Consider the following 24311-nt stretch of genomic DNA (forward strand, 5'->3'; position numbering starts at 1 on the left):
TCCAAACCTCCGGGATTTTTGAACCATTTGGAAGCAGGGAAGACGGGTGGCTTGTGACTTCAGGCGGCATGGGTCAGAACCGGGGGCGAAGGGGGAATCTGTGATGGCCGAGACAACTGAACATTTGACGGTGGTGGATCATCCACTGGTGCAGCACAAACTGACGATCATGCGCGACAAGGGAACGCCCACGGCGGTTTTCCGGCAGCTGCTGCGTGAGATAAGTCAGTTGCTGGCATACGAGGTTACCCGTGGGTTACCGATGACCAGCAAACGGATCGAGACGCCCATGTGCGCCATGGATGCGCCCACGCTGGATGGCAAGAAACTGGCGTTGATTTCGATCCTGCGGGCCGGGAATGGTCTGCTGGATGGTGTGCTGGAATTGATCCCCTCCGCCCGGGTCGGTTTTGTGGGGCTTTACCGGGATGAAGAGACGCTGCAGCCGGTGCAGTACTACTTCAAGGTGCCTGAAGGTCTTGATGACCGGGTGGTGATTGCCGTCGATCCGATGCTGGCGACGGGGAATTCATCAGCTGCGGCGGTGGAACTGCTGAAAGGGGCGGGGGCCACCAACATCCGGTTTCTGTGTTTGCTGGCGGCGCCCGAAGGCATCGCACGGATGAAGGAGGCGCACCCGGATGTGCCGATTGTCACGGCGGCGGTCGATGAAAAGCTGAACGATGTGGGCTATATTGTGCCGGGGCTGGGCGATGCGGGCGACCGGATGTTCGGTACCAAGTAAAATTAACGGTGGATAACTCTGTGGGCGGGGCGGGGCGTGCTGGACTCAGGCCGTACTCTGAGGCATTTTGCATACCATATGTAGAAGTCTGACAGTGTGGGGGCACGATATGAAGCTGACCAGAGTGATCGCGATCGGGATCATCGCCGGTTCGATCGGGATCGGGGCAGGCAATGCGCAGATCCGCGAGCAACAGCCTGCCGAATTTCCGCCATCTTCTTACAAGGGAAAGCAATACGTTGACAGCAAGGGCTGCGTCTTTGTGCGGGCGGGCATTGATGGCAACGTATCCTGGGTGCCCCGGGTATCGCGGGAGCGCAAACCGATCTGTGGTTTTCAGCCCTCGCTGGCGGGTCAGACGGCCCAAGCGCCAGCCCCCGCGCCCGCGCCTGCGAAACCGCCCGTCGAGATCACGGTTGATGACACACCGGCCGTAACGGCGCCAACCGCCCCGGCAACGTCGCCGCCGCCCAAGCCACGCCAGGTGGCAACGGCCCCGAAACCCGCGCCCAAGGTGGTGCGCCGCGCGCCCAAGCCGAAACCCGCGCCCGTCGCACGCAAACCGGTTGCGGTTGCGCAGGCCCCCAAACCGCCGCCAGCCGCGCCTGCACCGCGCAAGGCACGGCGGATCGTCACGGCCTGTCCAGAGGCATCCATCGTCGGGCAGCCTTACCTGCGCAATGGCCAGCTTGTCGTGCGTTGCGGTCCGCAAAAAGAACCCATCGTGGCAGGCCATGTGGCCCGCGCACCGGTCACTGCGCCAGCGGCAGCACAAACTCCTGTGGTCACTGCACAGACGCGCATCGTGCCCAAACATGTGGCGATCAACCGGGTCAACACCCGCAACGGCGCCGTCACTGTGCCCAAGGGGTATGAGCCTGCGTGGAAGGACGACCGGTTGAACCCCCACCGGGCCGAGCAGAACCTTGCGGGCCGGCGTGACATGCTGTTGATCTGGACCAATACGGTGCCGCGGCGACTTGTCGACCGGTATACGGGCAAGGACATGACCGCGTCCGTTCCGCTGATCTATCCCTATCTCGATCTGGCAGAGCAGCGGCGCGAGATCGGTTTGGTGACGATTGTCCAGAAGGATGGCAAGACCCTCAAGCGGATCCAGCGCAGTAACAAGTCAGATCTGGTTCCGCTACGCCAGCCGGTCTATTCCACACGCTCTGCCCCGAAGAAGGCAGTGGCAGAACCTGCAGCGAAACCGCAGGCGCGTGCGGTGCCGTCAGGGGCGCGCATCGTGCAGGTCGGGACGTTCGGAAACCCGGCCAATGCCCAGCGCACGGCGCAGAAGGTGGCCAACATGGGTTTGCCTGCGCGCATCGGCAAGGTGCGCAGCAAGGGCAAGACCTTGATGGTGGTTCAGGCTGGCCCGTTTGCGGGCGGGCAGGACACTGCGCGGGCGCTGCAAAAGCTGCGCCATGCGGGTTATGGTGATGCGTTCGCGCGCAAGTAGTCGCTGATTAGCGGTTTCCGGGTATCGGCCAGTCGGAGAGGATCCGGCTGGCCATTTCCTTGCCCCACAAGGTGTAGAGCGCGGCGGAAGGGTGAAAGCCGTCCTCCGCGATGAGGTGGGGTTCCGGTAGCTGATCAAAGGGGACCGGGATCGTATCGGGCGCACCGGCAAGGTCATCTGCGCGGGCCGTCTCCAGCGCCTTTGCATGGCGGGCCAGTGTCCCGCGCAGGGGTTGGGGCAGCAGCGGGAAGTGTTCAATCGGTGGCAGGCCGGTGACGTAGATCAGCGCAGGTCCGTACAGATTGCGGATGCGGTCCAGCAGCGCGTCCTGGCGCGCGCGCCAAGTGCGGACGGGGGTCAGCCGCGTCGTGTCATTCACGCCCAGCACAAGGATCACCACATCGGCGGGGTCGGGATGCGCCTGTGCCAACCGTGCCAATGTGCTGCGGGTGGTGGCCCCGGTCCTGGCGTCCAGTTTCCAGTCGACCCTGAAATGATCGCCAAGCACCTTGCCTGCCTGCCCGATCAATGCGGCATCCTGATGCGCCACGCCAACACCGGCGGCGGAGCTGTCTCCGATCACGCGCAGGCGCAGAGGCGGGCCGCTGCCGACCACGCCGGTGCGCGGACCTGCCGCTTCGGGCAGTTGCAGCGCACGCGAGATCACCCAAAGCGCCTGCGGGATCAGCACAGGTGACAGCAGCAGACGCGCGGCGGGGTCAATCATCCTATTGCGTGCAGATGTTCTGCAGTCGCAACCATGTGGCATCCGACAGCAGTGGTTCGGTCAGCCGACCGTACATCGGGTCGCCTTCGATCAGCGGCAGAGTTGTCTCTCCGGTGATGTCGAGGGCGTAGGCATAGGGGGTGCTGCGCACCTGCGCCTTTTCGAACCGCGCCAGATGCAGCGCCAGATCAGGCGCGCGTGGCGTCTGGGTCATCAGGTGTTCGGCATAGGCATCCAGCGCCTTTGGCGCGACATCGCCCGTTGTCAACAGGCGGAAATTTTCGCGCAGCCCCATGACCGACAGCATGTCGCGCAAGGGGTCGGTTGTGGTGCGGTGTGCCAGTTCGGTCAGCACATAGCCTGCGGCCACATCCGGTTCCTCGAAATCCTCGATCACGCTGTGGTCCAGCACGATCAGCCCACCCGGCAGGTGCAGACCGGGGCGGGTCATGTCCTGCAAAACAATAAGCTTGCCCGCATTCAGCCGCGTGCCCAAGCGGTTCAGGGCGGCGCGCCCGGCTTCGTCCTTGCAGGCGGGGCCGGAGACACGTTCGATCCGTTCCAGCAGGGCGGCACCGATGCTGGCGCGTTTGGCGGGGGGGACAACGCGCAGCGTATGGTCCTGCATGGCACCGGGCAGCCAGAAGAGCGCAAGTGCCGCCACCACCACAATGGAAGCGGCCACCCCGGCCCACCGCAATCGGCCCGGACGCGGACGGGAGCGGGTTATGGCGCGACGCAGGGTTTCGATGGCGTCGATCATCTCCGCCTCGTCCTCGGGCAGTTCCAGCGTTTCACCGGGATCGCCATCGGGGTGGAAGATGGCAGGGCGGGTACCGGGATTGGCGCGTTCCACTGCCGCCAGCGACCAATGCGCCAGCGGTTGATCCTTAAGGTCCGTGACCGTCAGCGTCGCATCACCCATCGACACGATAACATCCCGGCGCTGCGCGTCAGGGGTCGCGCGCCAGAGGCCAGCCGCTTCGATCCGGGCGTATTTCGTCAGGGCGGTCATCGGGTGGTCATGGAGGACTGCTGCGTTGCCTTTTGTTTTGCAATCACTTTACCATGCGAATGAAACGGGGCAATGGTCGAACCCGGTTTCAACCTTGAGGGGAGCAGACATGCAGATAAGGAACGCGGAGGCGGCGGATGTTCCGGCGCTGGCGCAGATCTGGCATGCGGGCTGGCATCAGGGTCATGCAGCGTCAGCGCCGCCCGCACTGACGGCCACGCGCACGCTGGAGGAGTTCGTGGAGCGGCTGGGCTGCTGGTGGCCGACGACGCAGATCATGCGCGCCGAGGATGGGGAAGTGGCCGGTTTCTTCACTCTGGACGGGGATCAGCTTTATCAATTTTATGTGGCATCTGCCTATCAGGGGCAGGGGGTCGCGGCGGCGCTGATGGTGGCAGCGGAGGCTGCGCTGGCCCCGCGCAAGGCCTGGCTTGCCTGTGCGGCGGACAACCTGCGCGCGGCGCGTTTCTACGAAAAATGCGGCTGGGTCAGCCAAGGCGTGGAATCCTATGAAACGGAGACCACTGTGGGGCCGCTGACGCTGGATGTCCTGCGGTTTGAGAAAGACCTCAGCGGGTCATAGCGCTTCGGCCACCTTGCGCAGTTCATATTTCTGGATCTTGCCGGTGGAGGTCTTGGGCAATTCCTGAAATACCACACGTTTGGGGGCCTTGAAGCCTGCCAGCGTCTTGCGCGTAAAGGCGATGAGTGCGGCTTCATCTGCCACGGCACCCGCTTTGAGTTCCACAAAGGCGCAAGGCACCTCGCCCCATTTGTCGTCGGGCTTGGCCACCACGGCGGCCAGGTTCACGTCGTCATGGGCCATCAGCACGCCTTCGACCTCAACGCTTGAGATGTTTTCACCGCCCGAAATGATGATGTCCTTGGCCCGGTCAGCGATCTGGATGTAGCCGTCGGGGTGCTGCACCGCGATGTCGCCGGAGTGGAAGTAGCCACCTTCGAAAGCCTCCGCCGTGGCGTCGGGGTTCTTGAGATAGCCTTTCATGACCGAATTGCCCCGGATCATGATCTCCCCCTGCGTGGTGCCGTCCATCGGCGTTTGTGTGACGGAGGCGTCGGTGACGGTGATATCCTCCATCATGGGCATGGCGACACCCTGCCGTGCCTTGATCGCGGCGCGGCCTGCGTCGTCCAGCCCGTTCCAGTCCGCGCCCCGCCACAGGCATTCGGTGACATGGCCGTAGGTTTCCGTGAGGCCATAAACCTGCGTGACGTTGAACCCCAATGCTTCGATCTTGGACAGGGTGGCAGGGGCGGGGGGTGCGCCGGCGGTAAACACCTCGATGGTGTGATCGAACGGGCGACGGTCGGCTGCGTCGGCGTTGACGATCATGTTCAGCACGATGGGTGCGCCGCCGAAATGGGTAACCCCTTCGTCGGCGATGGCGTCATAGATGGCCTTGGCGGTAATGTCGCGACAACAGACCAGCGTGCCGCCCAGCATCGGCATCATCCACGTGTGGTTCCAGCCGTTGCAATGAAACAGCGGCACGATGGCCATGAACACCGGGTGCAGCACCATGCGCCAGGACACCACCGTACCCATGGTCATCAGATACGCGCCCCGGTGGTGGTACACGACCCCCTTGGGCCGCCCGGTGGTGCCGGAAGTATAGTTGAGCGCAAGGCTTTCCCATTCGTCCTGCGGCATGATCCAGTCGAATTTGTCGTCAGCCTGTGCCAGCACCTCTTCATATTGCAGGTGGCGTCCGGTGGCGGGAAATCCCGCGCTTGCGTCCGGCACTTCGATGATCTGCGGCTTGAGGCCCTCCATCGCGGCGATGGCGGCCTCGGCCAGATCGATGAACTGGGTGTCGACCAGCACGACCTTGGCGCCGCCATGTTCGAAGATGTATGTAACCGTCCCCTGATCAAGACGCATGTTGATGGTGTTCAGCACCGCCCCGCAGGCGGGCACGCCGAAATGCGCCTCCGCCTGTGCGGGCAGGTTGGGGATCAGCGTTGCAACCACGTCGCCGGGGGCCACGCCCATGGCCGCAAGGGCAGAGGCAAGGCGGGTGCAGCGGTCATGATACTGGGCATAGCTGACCCTGTGTGCGCCATAGACCACGGCCAGATGATCGGGAAAGACCTTTGCCGCCCGTCTCAGGTGTGACAGCGGTGTCAGCGGCACGTAATTGGCGGCGCATTTGTCCAGCCCGGTTTCGTCCTGCATCCAACCCATATCCGACCCTTCTTGTTCTTGTATCTGGTCAAACAGTATTGCGGCGCAGGCGCGACTTTGGAAGAGTGATTTTTCAATTGCGGAGCGGCACATGCAAGAAGGTCAGGTTCAGGCGGGGCGGGCAGCCCTTTCCATCCTTGCAGGGATGGCGGCCCTCGGGCTGACCGACAACTTCGTCCCGTTCATCTCCGAGCGGGGATCGCTGTGGCAGTTCCATATGGTCCGTTCGGTGATGGCGATGGCGGTGTTGCTGGCGCTGGTGGCGCTGTGGGGCGGGCACTTGCGCCCCCGTCGGTTCTGGGCGGTGACCGGGCGCAGCCTGTTTCAGGCGGGCGCGATGCTGATCTATTTCGGCTGCCTGTCGGTCCTGCCCATCGGCGTCGTGGTGGCAGGGCTTTTTACCGCGCCGCTGTTTGTCGTGCTGATCACGATCTTCTTTCAGGGCAAGCAGGTGGGGCCCGTGCGCTGGGCTGCGGTTGTCGTGGGGTTTCTGGGCGCGCTGATGGTCATACGGCCTGATCCTGCGGCGCTTGACCCGGTGGCGTTCCTGCCGATCCTGGCGGGGCTTTTGTATGCCATCGGGGCCGTGGCCACCCGCGCCTGGTGCGAAGGCGAAAGCACGCTGACGCTGACGGCGGGCTTTTTCATCATGCTGGGGATATTCGGCACGCTGGGTGTCCTGCTAATTGATGGGGCGGGCGCGCCGGGCGGCCACGGCGGGTTCGTGCTGCGCAGTTGGGGGCCGCTGGATGCTACAATGCTGTTCTGGTTTGCGGTGCAGGCGATCGGATCGCTGATCGGGATCGGCCTGATCTTTCGCGGCTACCAGTTGGGAGAGGCCAGCCATGTGGCAGTCTTTGAATACTCCCTCCTGGTGTTTGCCAGTTTCTGGGCCTTCATCATCTGGGGCCAGACGGTGCCTGTGCTGGGTCTGATGGGGATGGCTCTGATCGCGGTGGCCGGAGCGGTGATCGCAATACGCTCGACTGAGCCTGTGACGGCGGGCCGCGTGCCGCTTGCCCCCGAGGATGCCCCATGATCCTGAGCACCGGGCGGCGCTATCTGTTCATCCATATCCCCAAGACCGGGGGCACCTCACTGGCGCTGGCGCTGGAAGAACGGGCGATGAAGGACGATATCATGCTCGGCGACACCCCCAAGGCGCGCAAGCGGCGACGCCGCGTGGCCGACGCATCGACTGTCGGGCGGCTGTGGAAGCACAGCACGAGGGCCGATATCGAAGGGTTGGTGTCGGCAGAGGTGCTGGCGGGGCTTTTTACCTTTACGCTTGTCCGCAATCCGTGGGACCGCGCGGTTAGCTATTATCATTGGCTGAAGGATCAGGTTTTTGATCACCCGTCGGTGGCAGCGGCCAAGCGGCTGCCCTTTGACGGTTTTTTAGCGGAAGAACGGGTGCAGGCCAGCCTGCGGGATTGGCCCGCCGCACGTTATCTGCGGGATGGGCAGGGACAGGCCTGCGGTGATCTTTTCATCCGGCTGGAGCATTTCGCGGAGGATGCGATACCGTTTTTTGATCATCTGGGGTTTGAGGTCACCCTGCCGAAAGTAAACCAATCGGCCCGTGCTGATGGATATGCGCAGTATTACAATGCAGACCTGCGGGATCTGGTGGCCGACTGCTGTGCAGAGGATATCGCGCGCTTTGGCTACAGCTTTGACTAGGGGCGCGCCGCACCGGTGATTCTGCCGGTCAGGCAGGTCAGTCAGGTTTGCCTAAAATCCTCCGTGGTTTTTTCTTGTTGTCCCCGAAAACGCCAAAATCCGTGATCAATCCTTCGCAAACCTGAAGAATTGTTATCGCCAGCGGCAACAATGCCCGAATTGCGCCCTGTTTCGACCAAGGGTTCGTCACGGGAATCACAGCAATTGGATGTCAGTTACTGCAACGCCGCCCCTGCCAGGGCGCATCACCATGGGGATGGTTGATATGTTTGGATGGAAGAACAGAACGCCTGAAATGGCCCGCCGGAATGTCGAAGCGTCCGGCGCATACGACGGTGGCCTCGGCCTGCAAACACATGGTCTGATGGCCGGTACACGCGTTGCTTCCAACCTAGGATGGCGCGCAATCGAAGCGCTGGCGGTGGGGGATCAGGTCCTGACCTTTGACAACGGCATGCAGGAAATCGTTGAAATCCGCCGCAAGGTGTTCTTTCTGGATGCACCCGAAACGGACCGCGCGGTTTGGCCGATGCTCGTCCCCGTCGGTGCCATGGGCAACCGCGAAGCGCTGACGCTGCTGGCCGATCAGGGTGTGCTGATCGAAAGCGATGCAGCCAGCGACCGTCACGGCGACCCCTTCGCGATTGTCCCGGCCCATACCCTTGACGGCGTGCGTGGCATCACCCGCACCGCGCCTGCGCGCCAGATCGAGTTGATCGCGGTCTATTTTGCCACCGACGAAGTGATCTATGCCGAAGGCGGCGCCCTGATCCACTGCCCGACCCGCTCCACACCGCTGGATGCGATGATGCGGGATGTGACACCCGCCTATGACGTTCTGGATGCAGCCCATGCGGCACATCTGGCGCAGGCGATCGTGATGGAAGACCGGATGATGGCATCAGGCGTGCGCGTCTGACCCAAGCCATTGCCCTTTGGAGGGGGCATTGGCTTGATCCAAGGGGGCGTGCCGCGGCGCGCCTTCTTGGTTTCTGGAGATGCCTTGCGTTTTACGCTGCGTGTCCGGCGGACGGCGCGCCGGGGTATTTATGGGCAAAAAGAGGGGGCACGTGGCGCACGGTTTGCAGGCCTTCGCGCGCGCCTTGATGCAAGAAGGGCGCCCTGCAAGGGGCGCCCTATTGTCAGTTTCGTGTGCGTTGGCGTCAGGCGGCTGCCTGTGCCTCTCCACCGAAGCGGCCGTAGAACGTCTGGTTCTTCGCCGCCATTTCCCGCAGCAAGTCGGGGCATTTGAACCGCTCGCCGAACTTCGCTTCCAGTTGGTCGCAACGCTCCGCCGCATAGGGCGTGCCGATGATGTCGAGCCATGACAGCGGGCCACCAGACCAAGGCGCAAAGCCCCAGCCGAGGATCGCGCCCACGTCGCCCTCGCGGATGTCCATCAGCACGCCTTCTTCCAGCGCACGCACCGCTTCGAGGACTTGCACGAACATCAGGCGGTCTTGCACTTCCTGCAGTTCGGGCTGCTCTTCGGCCAGCGGGTACTTGTCCTGCATGCCCTTCCAGTACTCTGTCCGCTTGCCCTTGTCGTCGTAATCGAAGAAGCCCGCGTTGGCCTTGCGGCCCATGCGGCCCAGGTCTTCCATCCAGAAGATCAGGTCGTCCGCACCGGAGGCAGGGTAGGCGTTGCCCATCGCCTTCTTCGTGGCACGCGCGATCTTGGCACCCAGATCGATGGAGGTTTCATCAGTCAGCTGGATCGGCCCCACCGGGAAGCCCAGCATCGCGGCGGCGTTGTCGACATACCACGGGGCAACCCCTTCGGTGATCATCCGTGCGCCTTCGTTGACGTATGGAATGATGCAGCGATTGGCGTAGAAGAAGCGCGCGTCGTTGACCACGATGGGCGTCTTGCGGATCTGGCGGACGTAATCGAGCGCCTTGGCGGTCGCCCGGTCCCCGGTTTCCTTGCCGCGGATGATTTCCACCAGCGCCATACGCTCCACCGGAGAGAAGAAGTGGATGCCGATGAACTGTTCGACCCGCACGGAAGCCTTGGCCAGATCGGAGATCGGCAGGGTCGATGTGTTGGAGGCGAAGATGCAATCCTCGGGGATGATCGCCTCGACCTTCTTGGTCATCTCGGCCTTCACATCGGGGTCCTCGAACACCGCTTCGATGATCAGGTCACAGCCCTTGAGCGCGTCGAGATCGGGCGTGGCGTTGATCAGGCCCAGCGCGGTTTCCTTCTTTTCCTCGGTGGATTTCTTGCGCGCGATGCCCTTGTCGAAATAGCTTGCGGCATAGGCCTTGCCCTTGTCGGCGGCGGCCTGATCGCGGTCGATCAGCACGACCTCGATGCCAGCCTGCACGGAGACCAGCGCAATGCCCGCACCCATCATGCCAGCACCCAACACACCCAGCTTCTTGACGCGCTGGTCTTCGATGCCTTCGGGGCGCACAGCGCCTTTTTCCAGTGCTTCCTTATTGATGAACAGGGACCGGATCATTGCGGAGGAGGAGGGGTTCAGCAGAACGGAGGTGAACCAGCGCGCCTCGATCTTCAGCGCGGTGTCAAAAGGCACCAAAGCGCCTTCGTAGACAGCTGACAGCAGCGCCTTGGCCGCCGGGTAGACGCCCTTGGTCTTGCCGTTGACCATGGCGGAGGCACCCACAAATGTCATGAAACCCGCAGGGTGGTAAGGCGCGCCGCCGGGCATCTTGTAACCCTTGGCGTCCCAGGGCTTGACCAGATCGGCGTCCTTGGCGTTCAGCACCCATTCGCGAGCGGCGGCCATCGGATCGTCGGCAACTTCGTCAATGATACCAGCCTTCACCGCCGCATCAGGGGCAAGCAGTTTGCCTTCCAAGAGCAGCGGGGAGGCCGCCATCGCACCCAGCTTGCGCGCCAGACGCGTGGTGCCACCGGCACCGGGGAAGATACCGACGAGGATTTCCGGCAGGCCAATGCGCGCCTTGGGGTTGTTGGCCGCAAAGATGCGGTGCGTGGCCAGCGGCAGTTCCAGACCGATGCCCGCAGCGGTGCCGGGCAGGACTGCGGCGATGGGCTTGCCGCCCTTCAGCGTCTTGGGGTCCATCCCTGCGCGTTCGATCTTGCGCAGCATGTGGTGCATCTGCATCGTGCCCTCGAACAGGCCCTTGGCAGGATCGTCGCCCGCATCGGCCTTCATCTTGGCCAGCAGGTTCAGGTCCATGCCACCCGCGAAGGAGCCCTCCTTGCCGGAGGTGATGATGATGGCCTTCACGGCGTCGTCGGCCAAGGCCTTGTCCACACAGTCGTTCAATTCGGTAAGGCCCCCGAAGGACATCACGTTCATGGTCTTGCCGGGCACGTCCCAGGTGATGGTGGCGATGCCGTCGGCATCCGTGGTCATGGTGAAATCGGTCATTCGGGTTTCCTTTCAGAGGACGTAAAGAGGTCAGGCGCTTTTGCCCAGTGGGCCGGGGGGGCCGAGATGGCAAACTTCCCCGCCTTGTTTTCGACGGCATTGGCGCTGTGGGTTTCGCGCCAGAGGCCGTCTTCTCCGCGTGTGAGGCGCACATGATTTTCGTAGGGCGGGGACGCGCGGACAGCGCCGCGCATCTTGTGGCTTTCGTGTGAGCCGATGATCTCGTCCGGGGTGACGAACCGTGCACTGGTCGCGATGCGGATGATTTCGGTAATCCCGCCCGCATGCAGGCACGAGTGCATGTCGTTGAACATGCACTCGCACTTCGGTCGTGCCTCGACGATGAAGTCGTTCGACAGGGTCCGGACAGTCAATGGGTAAGACACGCGACGCTCGAACGTGTCAAATTCACCAGCCAACAGCGCGGCGGTCATCGTATCAAGGTGTTCTTGATAGATGGCCATCGCATCGGGATCGCTGGTTGTCGGTACCTTACCCACGGCTGATCTCCTTCAGACCCGCTCGATGATCGTGGCGGCGCCCATGCCGGAGGCGATGCAGAGCGTGGCGAGGCCGACTTCCTTGTCGGCACGTTCCAATTCATCCAGCAGAGTGCCGATGATGATCGCACCCGTCGCGCCCAGCGGGTGGCCCATCGCGATGGAGCCGCCGTTGACGTTGACCTTTGCCTCGTCCACCTCGAACGCCTGCATGAAGCGCATCACGACGGAAGCGAAAGCCTCGTTCACCTCGAACAGGTCGATGTCCTTGATGTCCATGCCGTTGTCCTTGAGGATCTTTTCCGTCACGGGGACAGGCCCGGTCAGCATAATGGTCGGATCGGTGCCGATCTTGGCGGTGGCGCGAATGCGGGCGCGGGGCTTGAGCCCGTGCTTTTCACCGAATTCCTTGTTGCCGATCAGCACTGCGGCCGCCCCGTCCACGATACCGGATGAGTTGCCGGCGTGGTGGATGTGGTTGATCTTTTCCAAGTGCGGGTACTTCATCAGGGCGACTTTGTCGAAACCCGGCATAACCTCGCCCATGGCCTGAAAGGCGGGGTTGAGGCTGCCCAGCGACTGCATGTCGGTCTGGGGGCGCATGTATTCGTCATGGGACAGGATCTCGAGACCGTTCTGGTCCCGCACGGTGATGATGGACCCGTTGAAACGGCCTTCTTCCCAGGCTTTTGCAGCGCGTTGCTGGGACTGCATGGCAAGGCGGTCCGCCTCATCGCGGGAGAACCCGTATTCGGTTGCGATGATGTCCGCGGAGATGCCCTGCGGGACGAAATACTGCTCCATCGCAATCGACGGATCGACGGCAATCGCCGCCCCGTCGCTGCCCATGGCCACACGGCCCATCATTTCCACACCGCCGGCGATATAGGCATCGCCCGCGCCGCCTTTGACCTGGTTGGCGGCAAGGTTCACGGCTTCCATACCGGAGGCGCAGAAGCGGTTGATGGCAAGACCGGGGATGCGTTCATCCAGATCGGATGCCAACACGGCGGAGCGGGCAAGGCAGCCGCCTTGCTCCATCACTTGGGTGACATTGCCCCAGATCACGTCCTCGACGGCGTGGCCTTCGAGGTTGTTGCGTTCCTTGACGGCGTTCAGGGTCTGGGCCGACAGGCGCAGGGCGGTCACTTCGTGCAAGGAGCCGTCCTTGCGGCCCTTGCCGCGCGGGGTGCGCAGGGCGTCATAGATGTACGCTTCGGTCATGGGAGTACTCCGATTTATTGTTCAGGCGCGGTCAGCAGGGCTGCCGGGCATCAGGTCATAGGGGGCTTTCCAGCCCGGTGTTTCAGACAGGCGGGTGAGCCATGTGTCGATGTGTGGCCAATTGCTGCGGTCAAAGCCGAAGGGTTCGGGATAATAAAGGTAGCCGCAGCACGACAGGTCCGCGTTGGTGATCCCGTCACCGACGATCCAGTCGCGCCCCTCCAGATGGTCGTTCAGCACCGCGTAGGCGCCATTGAGCCGACCTTGATTGAAGCCGATTACTTCCGCCGGGCGCTTGTCCTCGGGCAGAAAGTTCATCAGGAAGCGGGTCATGCCCGCCATGGAGGAGAGCTTGTGATTATCCCACAGCACCCAGCGAAAGATCTCGTAATTCTCGTCCCGGTCCTTGCCGCCGAACTTTCCTGACTTTTCTGTCACATAGGCCTGAATTGCGCCCGACTGGCCAGTACGGAAATCGCCATCGACCATAACGGGTGCTTCGCCCAGCGGGTTCACGTTTGCGCGGTATTCTGGCGTGCGGGTTTCACCGGCGAAGAAGTCGACAAAGACCGGTTCCCAGTCCAGCCCCGACAGTTCGAGGGCCAGCGCGGCCTTGTAGGAATTGCCGCTTTCGCCAAAGCAGTGGAGTTTGATGGTCATGGTCTCTTCCTTGTTACGTCATTGCGACGGTGTGCCCGGGGTTGGCGGTGTGTCGGGTATTTTTGAAAGGATGAAGCGGGGCAGTGGTCTTCAACTTCATCCTTTTGCAAATACCCGACACGCGGTGTGCCAGAAGCGTGCGGTCAGAGTGTCCGACCGATCAGTTCCTTCATGATCTCGTTGGTGCCGCCGTAGATGCGCTGCACGCGGGCGTCGGTCCACATCTCGCCCACGGCATACTCCTGCATGAAGCCGTAGCCGCCGTGCATTTGCAGACAGACGTCGAGGACTTCGCCCTGGGTGTCGGTGAGCCAGTATTTCTGCATCGCAGCCTTTTCGACCGTCAACTCACCACGCAAGTGGTCGGCGATGCATTCGTCGAGGAAAGCGCGCGACACGGCGGTTTTTGTTTTGCATTCAGCCAGTTGGAAGCGGGTATTCTGGAACTGGGTCAGCGGTCCGCCGAAGGCTTCGCGTTCCTTGCAATAGGCAATCGTGCGCGCGACAGCGCCTTCCATGGCCCCGACCGCACCGCAGCCGATGATCAGGCGTTCTTGCGGCAGTTGTTCCATCATCTGATAGAAGCCTTTGCCTTCCTCCTGACCGAGGATGTTTTCGGGCGGAATTTCTACGTTGTCGAAGAACAATTCGGATGTATCGGCGGCATGCAGGCCGATTTTCTCAAGGTTGCGCCCGCGCTGGAAGCCTTCCGCGCCGTCGGTTTCCACTACGACAAGGGAGACGCCCTTTGACCCCTGGGTCGGGTCTGTCTTGGCCGCGACGATGATCAGATTTGCGTGCTGCCCATTGGTGATGAATGTCTTCTGGCCTGACAGGCGATAGGCGTTGCCCTCGCGGATGGCCTTGGTCTTGATCCGTTGTACGTCCGATCCGGTGGAAGGTTCGGACATCGCCAACGCGCCGACCAGCTCACCTGTGATCATCTTGGGCAACCAGCGCTTCTTCTGTTCCTCGGTGCCGTAGGCCAGCACGTAATGGGCGACGATCCCAGAATGGATGCCATGGCCCCAGCTTGCCAGATTGGCGCGCGAGCCTTCGATGAGGATTGCGGCCTCGTGGCCGAAGTCACCACCTGCGCCACCGTATTCCTCCGGCACGGAAGGGCACAGCAGGCCAAGCTCGCCCGCCTCATTCCATGTATCGCGGTCCATCTGGCCCTGCTTGCGCCATTTCTCGAACTTGGGTGCCCATTCGTTGTTGATGAAGGAGGCGGTCATGTCCGCGATCATGCGGTGTTCTTCGGTCATCCAGGTGGAATGGGTATTAAGGGCGTCTTTCATGAGGTCAGTCCTTTGTCTTGGATGGCGGTGCGATGGCGGGGTCAGCGTTTGCGGTCGTCCAGTTCCGAATTGAACAGCCGCAGCCGGGCAATCAGGTTCTCTTCGTTCATCACGGAGTTGAAGTTCTCGAACAGGAACGACAGCGCCTCGCCTTCGTCCAGCCCTGCGTCGGCGCTGAACTTCTTCAGACGGCGATAGCCGTCCTCGGTCATGGCGACGGGAAAGCGACGGGTTAGGCGAAAGCGTTTGGGCACGAGGGGTCTCCGCTCAGAAAGAAAGGGGGCAGGTCTGGACCCGCCCCCCCGGGGATCAGAAGTTTGCCGCTTCGAGTGCCATGACCGTATCCGCACCCGACTGGATACGGGACAGGTGCAGGGCGGTCGCGGGCAGTTGGCGCGCCATGTAATAGCGGCCGGTGTGCAGCTTCGTTTCATAGAAGGCCGCGTCGCCGGTGCCCTCTGCCAGTGCCTTTTTGGCGGCCAGACCCATCTTCGCCCACATCAGACCGATGCAGACATGGCCAAACATGTGCATGAAGTCGTTGGAACCCGACAGGGCATGGTTGGGGTTCTTCATGCCGTTCTGCATGAAGAACATGCCAGCGGCCTGAAGGTCCTTGGAGGCGGCCTTGAGCGGCTCGATGAAGTCCTTGTCGAACTCGGCGTCTTGCCCTGCGTTCTCCTTGGCGAAATTCTTCACCAGATCGAAGAAGGCCATCACGTGCTTGCCGCCGTCCTGCGCCAGCTTGCGGCCCACAAGGTCCAGCGCCTGAACGCCGTTCGCCCCTTCGTAGATCATCGCGATGCGGGCATCGCGCGTGAACTGCGACATGCCCCATTCCTCGATATAGCCGTGACCGCCGTAAAGCTGCTGGGCCTTGACGGTCATGTCGTAACCCTGATCGGTCAGGAAGCCCTTGATGACGGGCGTCATCAGCGACACGAGGCCATCTGCATCCTTGTCGTCCTTGCGGTGGGCCGCGTCAATCAGCGTGGCACCCCAGAGAATGAAGGCGCGCGCCCCTTCCGCGAAGGATTTCTGGTCCATCAGCGACCGGCGCACATCGGGGTGCACGATCAGCGGATCGGCAGGCTTTTCAGGGGCTTCGACGCCTGTGACGGCACGGCCCTGAAGGCGGTCCTTGCAGTATTCAAGCGCATTCTGATACGCGACTTCGGCCTGTGACAGGCCCTGCATGCCCACACCCAGACGTGCTTCGTTCATCATGGTGAACATCGCGCGCATGCCCTTGTGCTCTTCCCCGAGCAGAAAGCCGGTTGCGTCGTCGTAGTTCATCACGCAGGTGGAGTTGCCGTGAATACCCATCTTTTCTTCGATGGAGCCGACGGAGACGCCGTTGCGTTCGCCCAGCGAGCCGTCTTCGTTCACCATGAACTTGGGCACGATGAACAGGGATACGCCCTTGATGCCTTCGGGGCCGCCTTCGATCTTGGCCAGCACCAGATGGATGATGTTGTCGGCCATATCGTGGTCACCCGACGAGATGAAGATCTTCTGGCCGGTGATCTTGTAGGAGCCGTCAGCCTGTGGCGTCGCCTTGGTGCGCATCAGACCCAGATCGGTGCCGCAATGCGGTTCGGTCAGGTTCATGGTCCCGGTCCATTCGCAGGACACCATGTTGGGCAGATAGGTGTCCTTCTGCTGGTCGGTACCGTGCGCGAGGATGGCGGAGGCCGCACCGTGGGTCAGGCCCTGGTACATCGTGAACGCCTGGTTGGCACCAGAGAAGAACTCTCCGACGGCCGTGCCCAGAACGTAAGGCATGTTCTGGCCGCCGTATTCTTCGGGCATGTCCAGCCCGGTCCAGCCGCCTTCCTTGACCTGCTCGAAGGCTTCCTTGAAGCCGGGAGGGGTGTAGACCACGCCGTTCTCCAACCGGCAGCCTTCCTTGTCCCCAACCACGTTCAGCGGTGCCAGCACCGCACTGGTCAGTTTGCCCGCCTCTTCCAGTACGGCGGATGTGAAGTCAGGCTCTAGATCGCTGTAACCGGGGATGTCTGACGCGCTGATATTGAGAACGTCATGCAGCACGAACTGCATGTCCTTGGTGGGGGGGGTATAGGATGGCATTTTTGATTGTCTCCCAAAAAGTGTGTTGGTCTTAATACTTTCAGATGCGTCGGATTATTCCGCCGCGGCGCGGGCCTGACCAAGCGACGCGATCATCTTCTCGCCCCACTTCAGCTGGTCCTTGAGGTCATCGATTGCGCCTGTCAGTTCCTCGCGCTGGGCTTCCAGCATGGCAAGGCGTTCACAGGCAATTTCATAGGCACGCGAGATTTGGGTGCGCTGTTCCTGGCCCTTCTTGTAGAGGTTCAGCAACTGGCGAATTTCTTCAAGGCTGAAGCCAAAGCGCTTGCCGCGCAAGATCAACTTGAGCCGCGCGCGGTCGCGTTTGGTGAACAGGCGCTTCTGGCCTTCGCGGATTGGAAAAAGCAATTCCTTGGCTTCATAAAAGCGCAGGGTGCGCGGGGTCACATCAAATGCATCGCACATCTGGCGGATCGTCATCGTGTCAGTGTTCATCATATCAAATCCCATCGTAAGGATATTTGTTTCCGTTGAAGTCCCACTGCACTTGGGTCCTTTTCCAACTCCATACAACAGGGCAACAGCTTGACGTAACAGGGACGTCACGTCACTTTTCGACTTTACGCAAGGTGAATTAACGTAAGCGGCAGTAAGACAGGGGATTCTGCATAATCAGGGGGAAATAACAGCAGCTTGCATCAGATTTGCAGATAACTTGACTCCGAGCCGGAAAACGACCCCGAACCAGCAAGAATACGCCAAAGCCCCGCAGGATCACACCGCAGAAACACGGGATTCGCAGGATGATTGATCGGGTTTGAGGGGCGGCAGCGGAGGGGTTCAATCCAGCGCGGCGGCCGTCTCGTCGCGCAGCTGCTTGAGTTCCGCCATGGCTTCGTCAAGCTGGTTGCGCTGATCTGCCAGCTCCTTGAGCTGTCGGTCGGCCATTTCCACCCAGACGCGCATCTGCGGTTCGGTGCCTTCCTTTTCGTACATCAACAGCCATTGCCGAATGTCTTCCAGCGCAAAGCCGAATTTGCGCCCGCGCATGATCAGTTTCATGCGGGCCTGTTCGCGCGCACCGTAATGCCGGGCGCGGCCATCGCGTTCGGGATGCAGCAGTTCAATATACTCGTAATACCGCAGCGTGCGTGGGGTGACGTCAAACGCGGCGCACATTTCCTTGAAATTGAGCTTGCCGTCGGCCATGTGATCCTCCTCTCCCCGTGGGGCGAACGGTAGGGGCAACGCAAACGAAGGGCAATGGGCGGCTTGCCCTTTGGGTGAGGCGGCACAATAAAGGGGCAACCAAAAGGGACCTCAGCGGATGTCGCAGAAAACCAAGCTGGCCGAGCAGTTCATCGCGGCCCTTCCCCATGCCCGGGCGCTGGGCATGTATACCGAGAAGATGGAAGAAGGCGAGGTGTCGCTTGCCATGCCCTATGCCGATCACCTCGTTGGCGATCCCCGTACCGGTGTCGTACATGGCGGCGCGGTGTCGGCGCTGATGGATACCTGCTGCGGGGCGGCCGTGATGACCCATCCGAAAAACAATGGCGGCACCGCGACGATCGATCTGCGCATTGAATATCTGCGGGCCGCCAACCCGGGACAGACCATCGTTGCGCAGGCCACCTGCTATCACGTGACCCGGTCGGTCGCCTTCGTGCGGGCAACGGCGATGGACGCCGATACGGACAATCCGGTCGCCACCGCCACAGGCACTTTCACCGTTGAGGATACGAAATGAGCGCGCGTCGGCCCGTGGAGCCAGTACAGGTCGTCAAGCAGCGCCGGGATGCGGTACTTCGTGCAATGGTGGACGGGGTGCCCTATATCCAGTTTCTCGGCATTCAATTCGAACGGCGCGGGGATGAATTAACGGCGCTGCTGCCCTTCAAGGACGATCTGATCGGCAATCCGATCCTGCCTGCGCTGCACGGCGGGGCCACGGCGGCATTCCTGGAAGTGACGGCAATCATCAACCTTAACTGGCGGCTGATATGGGAAGAGATGGAAAGCGGCGCGCTGGACGGGGCGGACGCTGATCCGGGCCTGCTGCCGCGTCTGCCCAAGACGATTGATTTCACCGTTGATTACCTGCGCTCCGGCCTGCCACGCGACGCCTATGCGCGCGCGCGCATCAACCGGTCCGGGCGACGTTATGCCAGCGTTCATGTGGAGGCCTGGCAGGACAACCGCTCGCGCCTGTTTGCACAGGCGACGGGCCATTTCCTGATGCCACCCCGCGATCCCTGACATGTCGGACGCTGCCGTCCAGCCTGACCCGCGCGCGGAGATCACCCACCGCCGCGTGCTGAACATCGCGCTGCCGGTCGTGATCTCGAACGCCACGGTGCCGATACTGGGGGCGGTGGATACCGGCGTGGTGGGCCAGATGGGCCTTGCAGCGCCCATCGGTGCGGTGGGCATCGGCGCGATCATCATTTCCGCGATATACTGGGTCTTCGGTTTTCTGCGCATGGGCACGGTCGGCCTGACGGCCCAAGCCGCCGGAGAAGGCGACAGTGCGGAGGTTGCGGCGCTGCTCACGCGTGGATTGCTGATCGGGGGCATCGGCGGCCTGTTGGTGATGCTTTTGCAGGTGCCGATCTTCTGGGCCGCCTTCCGGCTTGCGCCCGCTTCGGCAGAGGTCGAGACACTTGCCCAGCAATACATGTCCATCCGCATCTGGTCCGCGCCCGCAGCAATCTCCCTTTACGCCATCACCGGCTGGTTGATCGCACAGGAACGCACCCGCGCGGTGCTGGTGCTGCAGGTCTGGATGAACGGGCTGAACATGGTTCTGGATATCTGGTTCGTGCTGGGGCTGGGCTGGGGTGTGGGCGGTGTTGCCTTTGCCACCTTCATTGCGGAATGGTCGGGGTTGGCGCTAGGGCTCTGGTTTTGCCGCGCGGTCTTTGCGGATGCCGCATGGCGCGTCTGGGCGCGGGTGTTCGACGCCGCGCGCTGGATGCGGATGTTCCGGCTGAACCGCGACATCCTGATCCGGTCGCTGCTGCTGGAAGCGATATTCGTGTCTTTCCTTTTCATGGGATCGGGACTGGGTGACGTGACGCTGGCGGCAAATCAGGTGCTCTTGCAGTTCCTGATGATCACCGCACACGGGCTGGACGGCTTTGCCTTTTCGGCCGAGGCGCTGGTGGGTCGCGCCGTCGGCGCACGGCAACGGGAGGTGTTGCGGCGGGCGGCGGTGCTGACGTCGCTCTGGGGGTTGGTGGCAAGTGGTCTGCTGATGCTGGTCTTTGCGCTGGGTGGCGGCGCGATTATCGATCTGATGGCCAAGGCCCCCGAGGTGCAGGAGGCGGCGCGCGTCTATCTGCCTTATCTGGTGCTGGTGCCACTGGTGGGTCTGCCGCCCTTCATGCTGGACGGTATCTTCGTCGGTGCCACACGGTCGGCCGACATGCGCAACATGATGGTGATTTCCTTTGCCGTCTATGTCGTGGCAGCCTTCGTGTTGCTGCCGCCATTGGGCAACCATGGGCTTTGGTGTGCGATGCTGATCTCGTTCGTGGCGCGGGGGGTGACCCTTGGCGCGCGCTATCCGGCTTTGGAGCGGGCGGTGTAACGTGACGCGGTGCCGTATTGGCGTGATCTGATTGAGCGGCTGCGCCGCATTACATTTTTTGAATTGGCGCTTCAGGCTCACCATCCCAGAGGGGCTGGAGCCGCCCTCACTTGATCCCTGTCATGACAGCATGCAGCCTGCTTCCCAAGAGCAATAGCCGTCTCCCGCAAGCGGGTCCCTCGGCGATTCCTCTTGGCAAGCCGCCCGCCTGCCATCCTGCCTGTGCTCAAGCGACGGCGGCTCCAGCCCAGAGGGATGCAGGTCAGACCCAGTCCCGTGTCCGGGTACCGACCGCATCCGCCACATTGGCAAACCCGTCACGTGCCAGCAGCGTCTCCAGCCCGGTCACGATCTCCGTCACCAGCGACAAACCGCCGTACACAAGTGCGGTGTAAAGCTGCAACGCAGACGCCCCCGCGCTGATCTTGTCGTAGGCATCCTGCGCGGTGCTGATCCCGCCGACACCGACCAAAGGCAAATCGGTCAGCGCCGAAAGGCGCGCCAGCACGCGGGTGGATTTGTCGAACAGCGGTTTGCCGGCCAGACCGCCTGCTTCCTTCTTGTGCGCTGACCGCAGGCCATCGCGGTCCAGCGTCGTATTGGTGGCGATGATGGCTGCGATGCCCGCCTGCGTGGCAACCTCTGCCACGTCCGCGATCTCTGCATCGGTCAGATCGGGCGCGATTTTCAGGAACACCGGCGTGTCGCCCCGCACCGACATCACACCTTCCAGCAATCCCGCCAGCGCCGCCTTGCCCTGAAGATCGCGCAGCTTTTCGGTGTTGGGAGAGGAGACATTGACCGTCGCGAAATCCACGTGGTCCCGTGCGGCTTCCATGACGCGGGCAAAATCCGCCGCGCGGTCGCTGCTGGTCTTGTTGGCGCCAAGGTTGAGGCCAACAGGAACCGGTGTTGCCTTGCGCGCCGCGAGCCGGGAGCAGATGGCGTCGGCGCCGTCATTGTTGAAACCAAACCGGTTGATCGAAGCCGCATCTTCGGTCAGGCGAAACAGGCGCGGACGCGGATTGCCCGGCTGAGGCAGGGGCGTCGCGGCCCCCGCCTCGATAAAGCCGAACCCCGCCCGCGAGAGCGGGGCGATGGCCGTGGCGTTCTTGTCAAATCCTGCCGCAAGGCCCAGCGGGTTGGGCAGGGCCATGCCTGCAAGTGTGGTGGCCAAACGGGAGCTGGTGATCGGGCCGGGCGCGGGCGTCAGGCCCAGTTGCAGCGCGCGGATCGCCAGCCCATGTGCGCGTTCGGGGTCTATCTGGCGCAGGGCCGTCAGGCCCAGCCGCTCTATCAGTGCGCTCATCCGAATGCTTGTCCGGGCGTGCCCCCGCGCGTGCGGATCAGGCGCGACGTTCGCACGGCGGCCTGCCGATGCACAACTGCCTTTTGATACGCGGGGTCGGTCACCATGGCGAGGAAGGCCTTCGCATCAGGATAGCGGGCGATGAACATCGCATCCCATACTTCATCTCCGGGGCCGATCAGGGTCAGCTCAAAACCCGCACGCCAGATGATCTCACCGCCAACCTTTTTCAGGATTGGCGCGGTTTCCTTGCCGTAAAGCGCGTAAGCCTCGCCGCCTTTCAAACCGTCGCGGGCCAGCACGTGATCGCCGGGATAATTCGCCAGATCGTTGAACGCCACGAGGTTCAGCATCTCGATGGGCGTGTCCCGGTCCATTGCCTTGAAGGCCTCGAACTGCGCGCGGTCGGGATCGACAAAGCCGGTCATGCGCTGGCTTCCTCCAGACCGGGGGGGAATTGGTGCTTTCCGTCCTGAAGCGGCAGGGGCTGGGCCCATGCGACGTCTTCAAGCTTCAGCTTGGCATAGAGATGCGGAAATTCCGCCCCGCCGCGCGACACTTCCCATTTCAGCGCATCGCCCAGCCGTTCCGCGTCCACCGCGACAAGAAAAAGATCGTCCTGATCCGCAAAGTGCTTGACCGCCGTTTCCGCAGCCTGTGCGGCGGTGGAAAAATGCACATAGCCATCGGCCAGATCAATCGGCGCGCCGTCGGTGTCACCATCTTTGCGCAGGGCAGCCCATTCCGGACCGCGTAGGATTTTGTATATCAGCATGTGCAAGGTGATGCCTGCGGATCGGGCAGTGGTCAAGACAGGAACAGGATGCCGCAACATCTGCTTTGACTCCCACAGCGCGCCGCGCCACCATGCGACATCAGATAAAAAACCAACGGGAGCCTTCCACCATGAAACACCTCATGACTGCCACCGCCGCCCTTGCCCTGACCGCGGGCATGGCCGCCGCGGAGTACAAGCTGACCATCCTGCACACCAATGACTTCCACGCCCGGTTTGAGCCAATCAGCAAGTATGACGGGCCGTGCTCTGCGGAGGACAATGGCGAAGGCAAATGCTTTGGCGGCTCCGCCCGCCTGATGACCGCCATTGCCGATGCGCGCGCCCAGACCAACAATTCGATTCTCGTGGACGGTGGCGACCAGTTCCAGGGCACGCTGTTCTATACCTACTACAAAGGCAAGCTGGCCGCCGAGATGATGAACAAGATGGGCTATGACGCGATGACCGTGGGCAACCACGAATTCGATGATGGCCCCGAAGTTTTGCGCGGCTTCATGGATGCCGTGGATTTCCCGGTGCTGATGTCGAACGCGGATGTCTCGGCCGAACCGCTGTTGGCGGATACGCTCGCCAAATCCACCGTAATCGAGCGGGGCGGGGAGAAGCTGGGCCTGATCGGCCTGACCCCGCAGGACACGGATGAACTGGCCTCTCCGGGGGACAACATCACGTTCTCCGATCCGGTTGCTGCCGTTCAGGGCGAAGTGGACAAGCTGACCGCCGAAGGCATCAACAAGATCATCGTGCTCAGCCATTCCGGCTACGGCGTTGATCAACGCGTCGCGGCGGAAACGACGGGTGTGGATGTGATCGTCGGCGGTCACTCCAACACGCTGCTGAGCAACACCAGTGACCGTGCGGCAGGGCCATACCCGACGATGGTCGGTGATACCGCGATCGTGCAGGCCTACGCCTATGGCAAGTTCCTTGGCGCGCTGGATGTCACGTTTGACGACGCAGGCATGATCACCGCCGCCACCGGGGAGCCGTTGGTGATGGATGCCGCCGTGACCGAGGATGAAGGCACGGTGGCGCGCATTGCCGAGGCTGCCAAACCGCTTGAGGAAATCCGTTCAAAGGTCGTGACCTCCATCGATAAGCCTTTGGGCGGCGACCGCGAGGTTTGCCGGTCGCAGGAATGTTCCATGGGGACGCTGATTGCCGACGCGATGCTGGCACGTGTGGCCGATCAGGGCATTCAGGTCGCGATCCAGAACGGCGGCGGTATCCGGGCCTCCATCGACGCGGGTGAAGTGACCATGGGCGAAGTGCTGACGGTGCTGCCGTTCCAGAACACGCTGTCGACCTTCCAGGTCACGGGTGAGGTGCTGTTGGCGGCGCTGGAGAACGGTGTCAGCCAGGTCGAAGAGGGTGCTGGCCGTTTCCCTCAGGTCGCGGGCATGACCTATGCCTTTGACGCATCTGCCGAAGCAGGCAGCCGTGTCAGCGACGTCATGGTGGGCGGTGCGCCGCTTGAAATGGACAAGGTGTATGGCGTGGTCAGCAACAACTATGTGCGCAATGGCGGGGATGGCTACGACATGTTCAAGACCGCCGCCAACGCCTATGATTTCGGGCCCGATCTGGCTGATGTCACGGCAGAGTATCTGGCCGAAAACGCGCCTTACGCGCCGAAAACGGATGGCCGTATCACCGTGAAGTAAG

Annotated in this window: 25 protein-coding genes; 10 read left to right on the top strand and 15 right to left on the bottom strand. The window is 62.2% G+C overall.

Annotated elements, in window-relative coordinates; translation table 11 throughout:
* Nucleotides 1–103 precede the first annotated feature (103 nt).
* Nucleotides 104–745: a uracil phosphoribosyltransferase gene (gene upp / locus AB4X18_RS13980; protein ID WP_370400664.1), complete on the top strand. Its 642-nt coding sequence runs from the start codon at nt 104–106 to the stop codon at nt 743–745.
* A gap of 109 nt (nt 746–854) precedes the next feature.
* A complete protein-coding gene (locus tag AB4X18_RS13985) occupies nt 855–2210 on the top strand; it encodes an SPOR domain-containing protein (RefSeq protein WP_432816718.1) in 1356 nt (451 codons plus the stop codon).
* 7 nt (nt 2211–2217) lie between these two features.
* Here AB4X18_RS13985 and AB4X18_RS13990 read toward each other — a convergent pair whose 3' ends face one another.
* Nucleotides 2218–2937: an SGNH/GDSL hydrolase family protein gene (locus AB4X18_RS13990; RefSeq protein WP_432816719.1), complete on the bottom strand. Its 720-nt coding sequence runs from the start codon at nt 2935–2937 to the stop codon at nt 2218–2220.
* Between the two features lies 1 nt (nt 2938).
* Nucleotides 2939–3952 (bottom strand): hypothetical protein, encoded by a 1014-nt coding sequence (locus tag AB4X18_RS13995; RefSeq protein WP_370400668.1) that lies wholly within the window; start codon nt 3950–3952, stop codon nt 2939–2941.
* A gap of 109 nt (nt 3953–4061) precedes the next feature.
* On the opposite strand from AB4X18_RS13995, the gene AB4X18_RS14000 reads away from it, so the two are divergent.
* Nucleotides 4062–4535: a GNAT family N-acetyltransferase gene (locus AB4X18_RS14000; RefSeq protein ID WP_370400669.1), complete on the top strand. Its 474-nt coding sequence runs from the start codon at nt 4062–4064 to the stop codon at nt 4533–4535.
* Here the strand turns inward: AB4X18_RS14000 and AB4X18_RS14005 are convergent.
* Nucleotides 4530–6158: an AMP-binding protein gene (locus tag AB4X18_RS14005; RefSeq protein WP_432816720.1), complete on the bottom strand. Its 1629-nt coding sequence runs from the start codon at nt 6156–6158 to the stop codon at nt 4530–4532. The genes AB4X18_RS14000 and AB4X18_RS14005 overlap by 6 nt on opposite strands.
* 91 nt (nt 6159–6249) lie before the next feature.
* Between AB4X18_RS14005 and AB4X18_RS14010 the strand changes: the two genes are divergently transcribed.
* The 3 genes from AB4X18_RS14010 (at nt 6250) to AB4X18_RS14020 (ending at nt 8760) form a co-directional block, all read left to right on the top strand.
* The gene (locus AB4X18_RS14010; protein ID WP_370400671.1) at nt 6250–7197 is read left to right on the top strand and encodes a DMT family transporter; all 948 of its coding nucleotides are present in this window, start codon (nt 6250–6252) and stop codon (nt 7195–7197) included.
* The gene (locus AB4X18_RS14015; RefSeq protein ID WP_370400672.1) at nt 7194–7841 is read left to right on the top strand and encodes a sulfotransferase family 2 domain-containing protein; all 648 of its coding nucleotides are present in this window, start codon (nt 7194–7196) and stop codon (nt 7839–7841) included. Before AB4X18_RS14010 ends, AB4X18_RS14015 begins: the two co-directional genes overlap by 4 nt.
* A 295-nt stretch (nt 7842–8136) precedes the next feature.
* On the top strand, nt 8137–8760 hold the full coding sequence (locus AB4X18_RS14020; protein WP_432816721.1) for a Hint domain-containing protein: 624 nt from the start codon (nt 8137–8139) through the stop codon (nt 8758–8760).
* A gap of 244 nt (nt 8761–9004) precedes the next feature.
* On the opposite strand, the gene AB4X18_RS14025 is transcribed toward AB4X18_RS14020, so the two are convergent.
* From AB4X18_RS14025 to AB4X18_RS14065, 9 genes are all read right to left on the bottom strand, one after another.
* The gene (locus tag AB4X18_RS14025) at nt 9005–11209 is read right to left on the bottom strand and encodes a 3-hydroxyacyl-CoA dehydrogenase NAD-binding domain-containing protein (RefSeq protein WP_370400674.1); all 2205 of its coding nucleotides are present in this window, start codon (nt 11207–11209) and stop codon (nt 9005–9007) included.
* Nucleotides 11206–11709 (bottom strand): hypothetical protein, encoded by a 504-nt coding sequence (locus AB4X18_RS14030; RefSeq protein ID WP_370400675.1) that lies wholly within the window; start codon nt 11707–11709, stop codon nt 11206–11208. The genes AB4X18_RS14025 and AB4X18_RS14030 overlap by 4 nt, the downstream gene beginning before the upstream one ends.
* Before the next feature lie 12 nt (nt 11710–11721).
* Nucleotides 11722–12933 (bottom strand): acetyl-CoA C-acetyltransferase, encoded by a 1212-nt coding sequence (locus tag AB4X18_RS14035; RefSeq protein WP_432816722.1) that lies wholly within the window; start codon nt 12931–12933, stop codon nt 11722–11724.
* Between the two features lie 21 nt (nt 12934–12954).
* A complete protein-coding gene (locus AB4X18_RS14040; protein WP_432816723.1) occupies nt 12955–13593 on the bottom strand; it encodes a glutathione S-transferase family protein in 639 nt (212 codons plus the stop codon).
* A gap of 143 nt (nt 13594–13736) precedes the next feature.
* Nucleotides 13737–14894: an acyl-CoA dehydrogenase family protein gene (locus AB4X18_RS14045; protein WP_370400676.1), complete on the bottom strand. Its 1158-nt coding sequence runs from the start codon at nt 14892–14894 to the stop codon at nt 13737–13739.
* A gap of 41 nt (nt 14895–14935) precedes the next feature.
* On the bottom strand, nt 14936–15148 hold the full coding sequence (locus AB4X18_RS14050) for a hypothetical protein (RefSeq protein WP_370400677.1): 213 nt from the start codon (nt 15146–15148) through the stop codon (nt 14936–14938).
* Nucleotides 15149–15203: 55 nt separating this feature from the next.
* Nucleotides 15204–16985 (bottom strand): acyl-CoA dehydrogenase C-terminal domain-containing protein, encoded by a 1782-nt coding sequence (locus AB4X18_RS14055; RefSeq protein WP_432816724.1) that lies wholly within the window; start codon nt 16983–16985, stop codon nt 15204–15206.
* A gap of 54 nt (nt 16986–17039) precedes the next feature.
* Nucleotides 17040–17441 (bottom strand): MerR family transcriptional regulator, encoded by a 402-nt coding sequence (locus AB4X18_RS14060; RefSeq protein WP_370402634.1) that lies wholly within the window; start codon nt 17439–17441, stop codon nt 17040–17042.
* A 345-nt stretch (nt 17442–17786) separates the two neighbouring features.
* Nucleotides 17787–18155, bottom strand: coding sequence for a MerR family transcriptional regulator (locus tag AB4X18_RS14065; RefSeq protein WP_370400678.1), 369 nt, complete (start codon nt 18153–18155; stop codon nt 17787–17789).
* Nucleotides 18156–18273: 118 nt separating this feature from the next.
* On the opposite strand from AB4X18_RS14065, the gene AB4X18_RS14070 reads away from it, so the two are divergent.
* Genes AB4X18_RS14070 through AB4X18_RS14080 form a run of 3 tightly spaced genes read left to right on the top strand, consistent with a single transcriptional unit; the run spans nt 18274 to nt 20538 of the window.
* The gene (locus tag AB4X18_RS14070; RefSeq protein ID WP_370400679.1) at nt 18274–18696 is read left to right on the top strand and encodes a PaaI family thioesterase; all 423 of its coding nucleotides are present in this window, start codon (nt 18274–18276) and stop codon (nt 18694–18696) included.
* Complete coding sequence (locus tag AB4X18_RS14075; RefSeq protein WP_370400680.1) at nt 18693–19205, top strand: PaaI family thioesterase; 513 nt, start codon at nt 18693–18695, stop codon at nt 19203–19205. The genes AB4X18_RS14070 and AB4X18_RS14075 overlap by 4 nt, the downstream gene beginning before the upstream one ends.
* 1 nt (nt 19206) lies before the next feature.
* A complete protein-coding gene (locus AB4X18_RS14080) occupies nt 19207–20538 on the top strand; it encodes an MATE family efflux transporter (protein ID WP_370400681.1) in 1332 nt (443 codons plus the stop codon).
* 262 nt (nt 20539–20800) lie between these two features.
* On the opposite strand, the gene AB4X18_RS14085 is transcribed toward AB4X18_RS14080, so the two are convergent.
* From AB4X18_RS14085 to AB4X18_RS14095, 3 genes are read right to left on the bottom strand one after another with little or no spacing between them, the layout of a single operon-like run.
* Nucleotides 20801–21847 carry a quinone-dependent dihydroorotate dehydrogenase gene (locus AB4X18_RS14085; protein ID WP_432816725.1) on the bottom strand — a complete coding sequence of 349 codons (1047 nt, stop codon included), beginning with the start codon at nt 21845–21847 and terminating at the stop codon, nt 20801–20803.
* Nucleotides 21844–22275 (bottom strand): DUF1330 domain-containing protein, encoded by a 432-nt coding sequence (locus AB4X18_RS14090; protein ID WP_370400683.1) that lies wholly within the window; start codon nt 22273–22275, stop codon nt 21844–21846. Before AB4X18_RS14090 ends, AB4X18_RS14085 begins: the two co-directional genes overlap by 4 nt.
* Nucleotides 22272–22622, bottom strand: coding sequence for a DUF952 domain-containing protein (locus AB4X18_RS14095; RefSeq protein WP_432816726.1), 351 nt, complete (start codon nt 22620–22622; stop codon nt 22272–22274). Before AB4X18_RS14095 ends, AB4X18_RS14090 begins: the two co-directional genes overlap by 4 nt.
* A gap of 131 nt (nt 22623–22753) precedes the next feature.
* On the opposite strand from AB4X18_RS14095, the gene AB4X18_RS14100 reads away from it, so the two are divergent.
* A complete protein-coding gene (locus tag AB4X18_RS14100; RefSeq protein ID WP_370400684.1) occupies nt 22754–24310 on the top strand; it encodes a bifunctional metallophosphatase/5'-nucleotidase in 1557 nt (518 codons plus the stop codon).
* Nucleotide 24311 lies beyond the last annotated feature (1 nt).

It is taken from the genome of Sulfitobacter rhodophyticola, from assembly GCF_041281685.2.
GTDB lineage: Bacteria > Pseudomonadota > Alphaproteobacteria > Rhodobacterales > Rhodobacteraceae > Sulfitobacter.

Excerpts from the sequence above, each read along its gene's own strand:
- upp (WP_370400664.1), top strand. The coding sequence starts at position 104 with ATGGCCGAGACAACTGAACATTTGACGGTGGTGGATCATCCACTGGTG.
- AB4X18_RS13985 (WP_432816718.1), top strand. The coding sequence starts at position 855 with ATGAAGCTGACCAGAGTGATCGCGATCGGGATCATCGCCGGTTCGATC.
- AB4X18_RS13990 (WP_432816719.1), bottom strand. The coding sequence starts at position 2,937 with ATGATTGACCCCGCCGCGCGTCTGCTGCTGTCACCTGTGCTGATCCCG.
- AB4X18_RS13995 (WP_370400668.1), bottom strand. The coding sequence starts at position 3,952 with ATGACCGCCCTGACGAAATACGCCCGGATCGAAGCGGCTGGCCTCTGG.
- AB4X18_RS14000 (WP_370400669.1), top strand. The coding sequence starts at position 4,062 with ATGCAGATAAGGAACGCGGAGGCGGCGGATGTTCCGGCGCTGGCGCAG.
- AB4X18_RS14005 (WP_432816720.1), bottom strand. The coding sequence starts at position 6,158 with ATGGGTTGGATGCAGGACGAAACCGGGCTGGACAAATGCGCCGCCAAT.
- AB4X18_RS14010 (WP_370400671.1), top strand. The coding sequence starts at position 6,250 with ATGCAAGAAGGTCAGGTTCAGGCGGGGCGGGCAGCCCTTTCCATCCTT.
- AB4X18_RS14015 (WP_370400672.1), top strand. The coding sequence starts at position 7,194 with ATGATCCTGAGCACCGGGCGGCGCTATCTGTTCATCCATATCCCCAAG.
- AB4X18_RS14020 (WP_432816721.1), top strand. The coding sequence starts at position 8,137 with ATGGCCCGCCGGAATGTCGAAGCGTCCGGCGCATACGACGGTGGCCTC.
- AB4X18_RS14025 (WP_370400674.1), bottom strand. The coding sequence starts at position 11,209 with ATGACCGATTTCACCATGACCACGGATGCCGACGGCATCGCCACCATC.
- AB4X18_RS14035 (WP_432816722.1), bottom strand. The coding sequence starts at position 12,933 with ATGACCGAAGCGTACATCTATGACGCCCTGCGCACCCCGCGCGGCAAG.
- AB4X18_RS14040 (WP_432816723.1), bottom strand. The coding sequence starts at position 13,593 with ATGACCATCAAACTCCACTGCTTTGGCGAAAGCGGCAATTCCTACAAG.
- AB4X18_RS14045 (WP_370400676.1), bottom strand. The coding sequence starts at position 14,894 with ATGAAAGACGCCCTTAATACCCATTCCACCTGGATGACCGAAGAACAC.
- AB4X18_RS14055 (WP_432816724.1), bottom strand. The coding sequence starts at position 16,985 with ATGCCATCCTATACCCCCCCCACCAAGGACATGCAGTTCGTGCTGCAT.
- AB4X18_RS14060 (WP_370402634.1), bottom strand. The coding sequence starts at position 17,441 with ATGAACACTGACACGATGACGATCCGCCAGATGTGCGATGCATTTGAT.
- AB4X18_RS14065 (WP_370400678.1), bottom strand. The coding sequence starts at position 18,155 with ATGGCCGACGGCAAGCTCAATTTCAAGGAAATGTGCGCCGCGTTTGAC.
- AB4X18_RS14070 (WP_370400679.1), top strand. The coding sequence starts at position 18,274 with ATGTCGCAGAAAACCAAGCTGGCCGAGCAGTTCATCGCGGCCCTTCCC.
- AB4X18_RS14075 (WP_370400680.1), top strand. The coding sequence starts at position 18,693 with ATGAGCGCGCGTCGGCCCGTGGAGCCAGTACAGGTCGTCAAGCAGCGC.
- AB4X18_RS14080 (WP_370400681.1), top strand. The coding sequence starts at position 19,207 with ATGTCGGACGCTGCCGTCCAGCCTGACCCGCGCGCGGAGATCACCCAC.
- AB4X18_RS14085 (WP_432816725.1), bottom strand. The coding sequence starts at position 21,847 with ATGAGCGCACTGATAGAGCGGCTGGGCCTGACGGCCCTGCGCCAGATA.
- AB4X18_RS14090 (WP_370400683.1), bottom strand. The coding sequence starts at position 22,275 with ATGACCGGCTTTGTCGATCCCGACCGCGCGCAGTTCGAGGCCTTCAAG.
- AB4X18_RS14095 (WP_432816726.1), bottom strand. The coding sequence starts at position 22,622 with ATGCTGATATACAAAATCCTACGCGGTCCGGAATGGGCTGCCCTGCGC.
- AB4X18_RS14100 (WP_370400684.1), top strand. The coding sequence starts at position 22,754 with ATGAAACACCTCATGACTGCCACCGCCGCCCTTGCCCTGACCGCGGGC.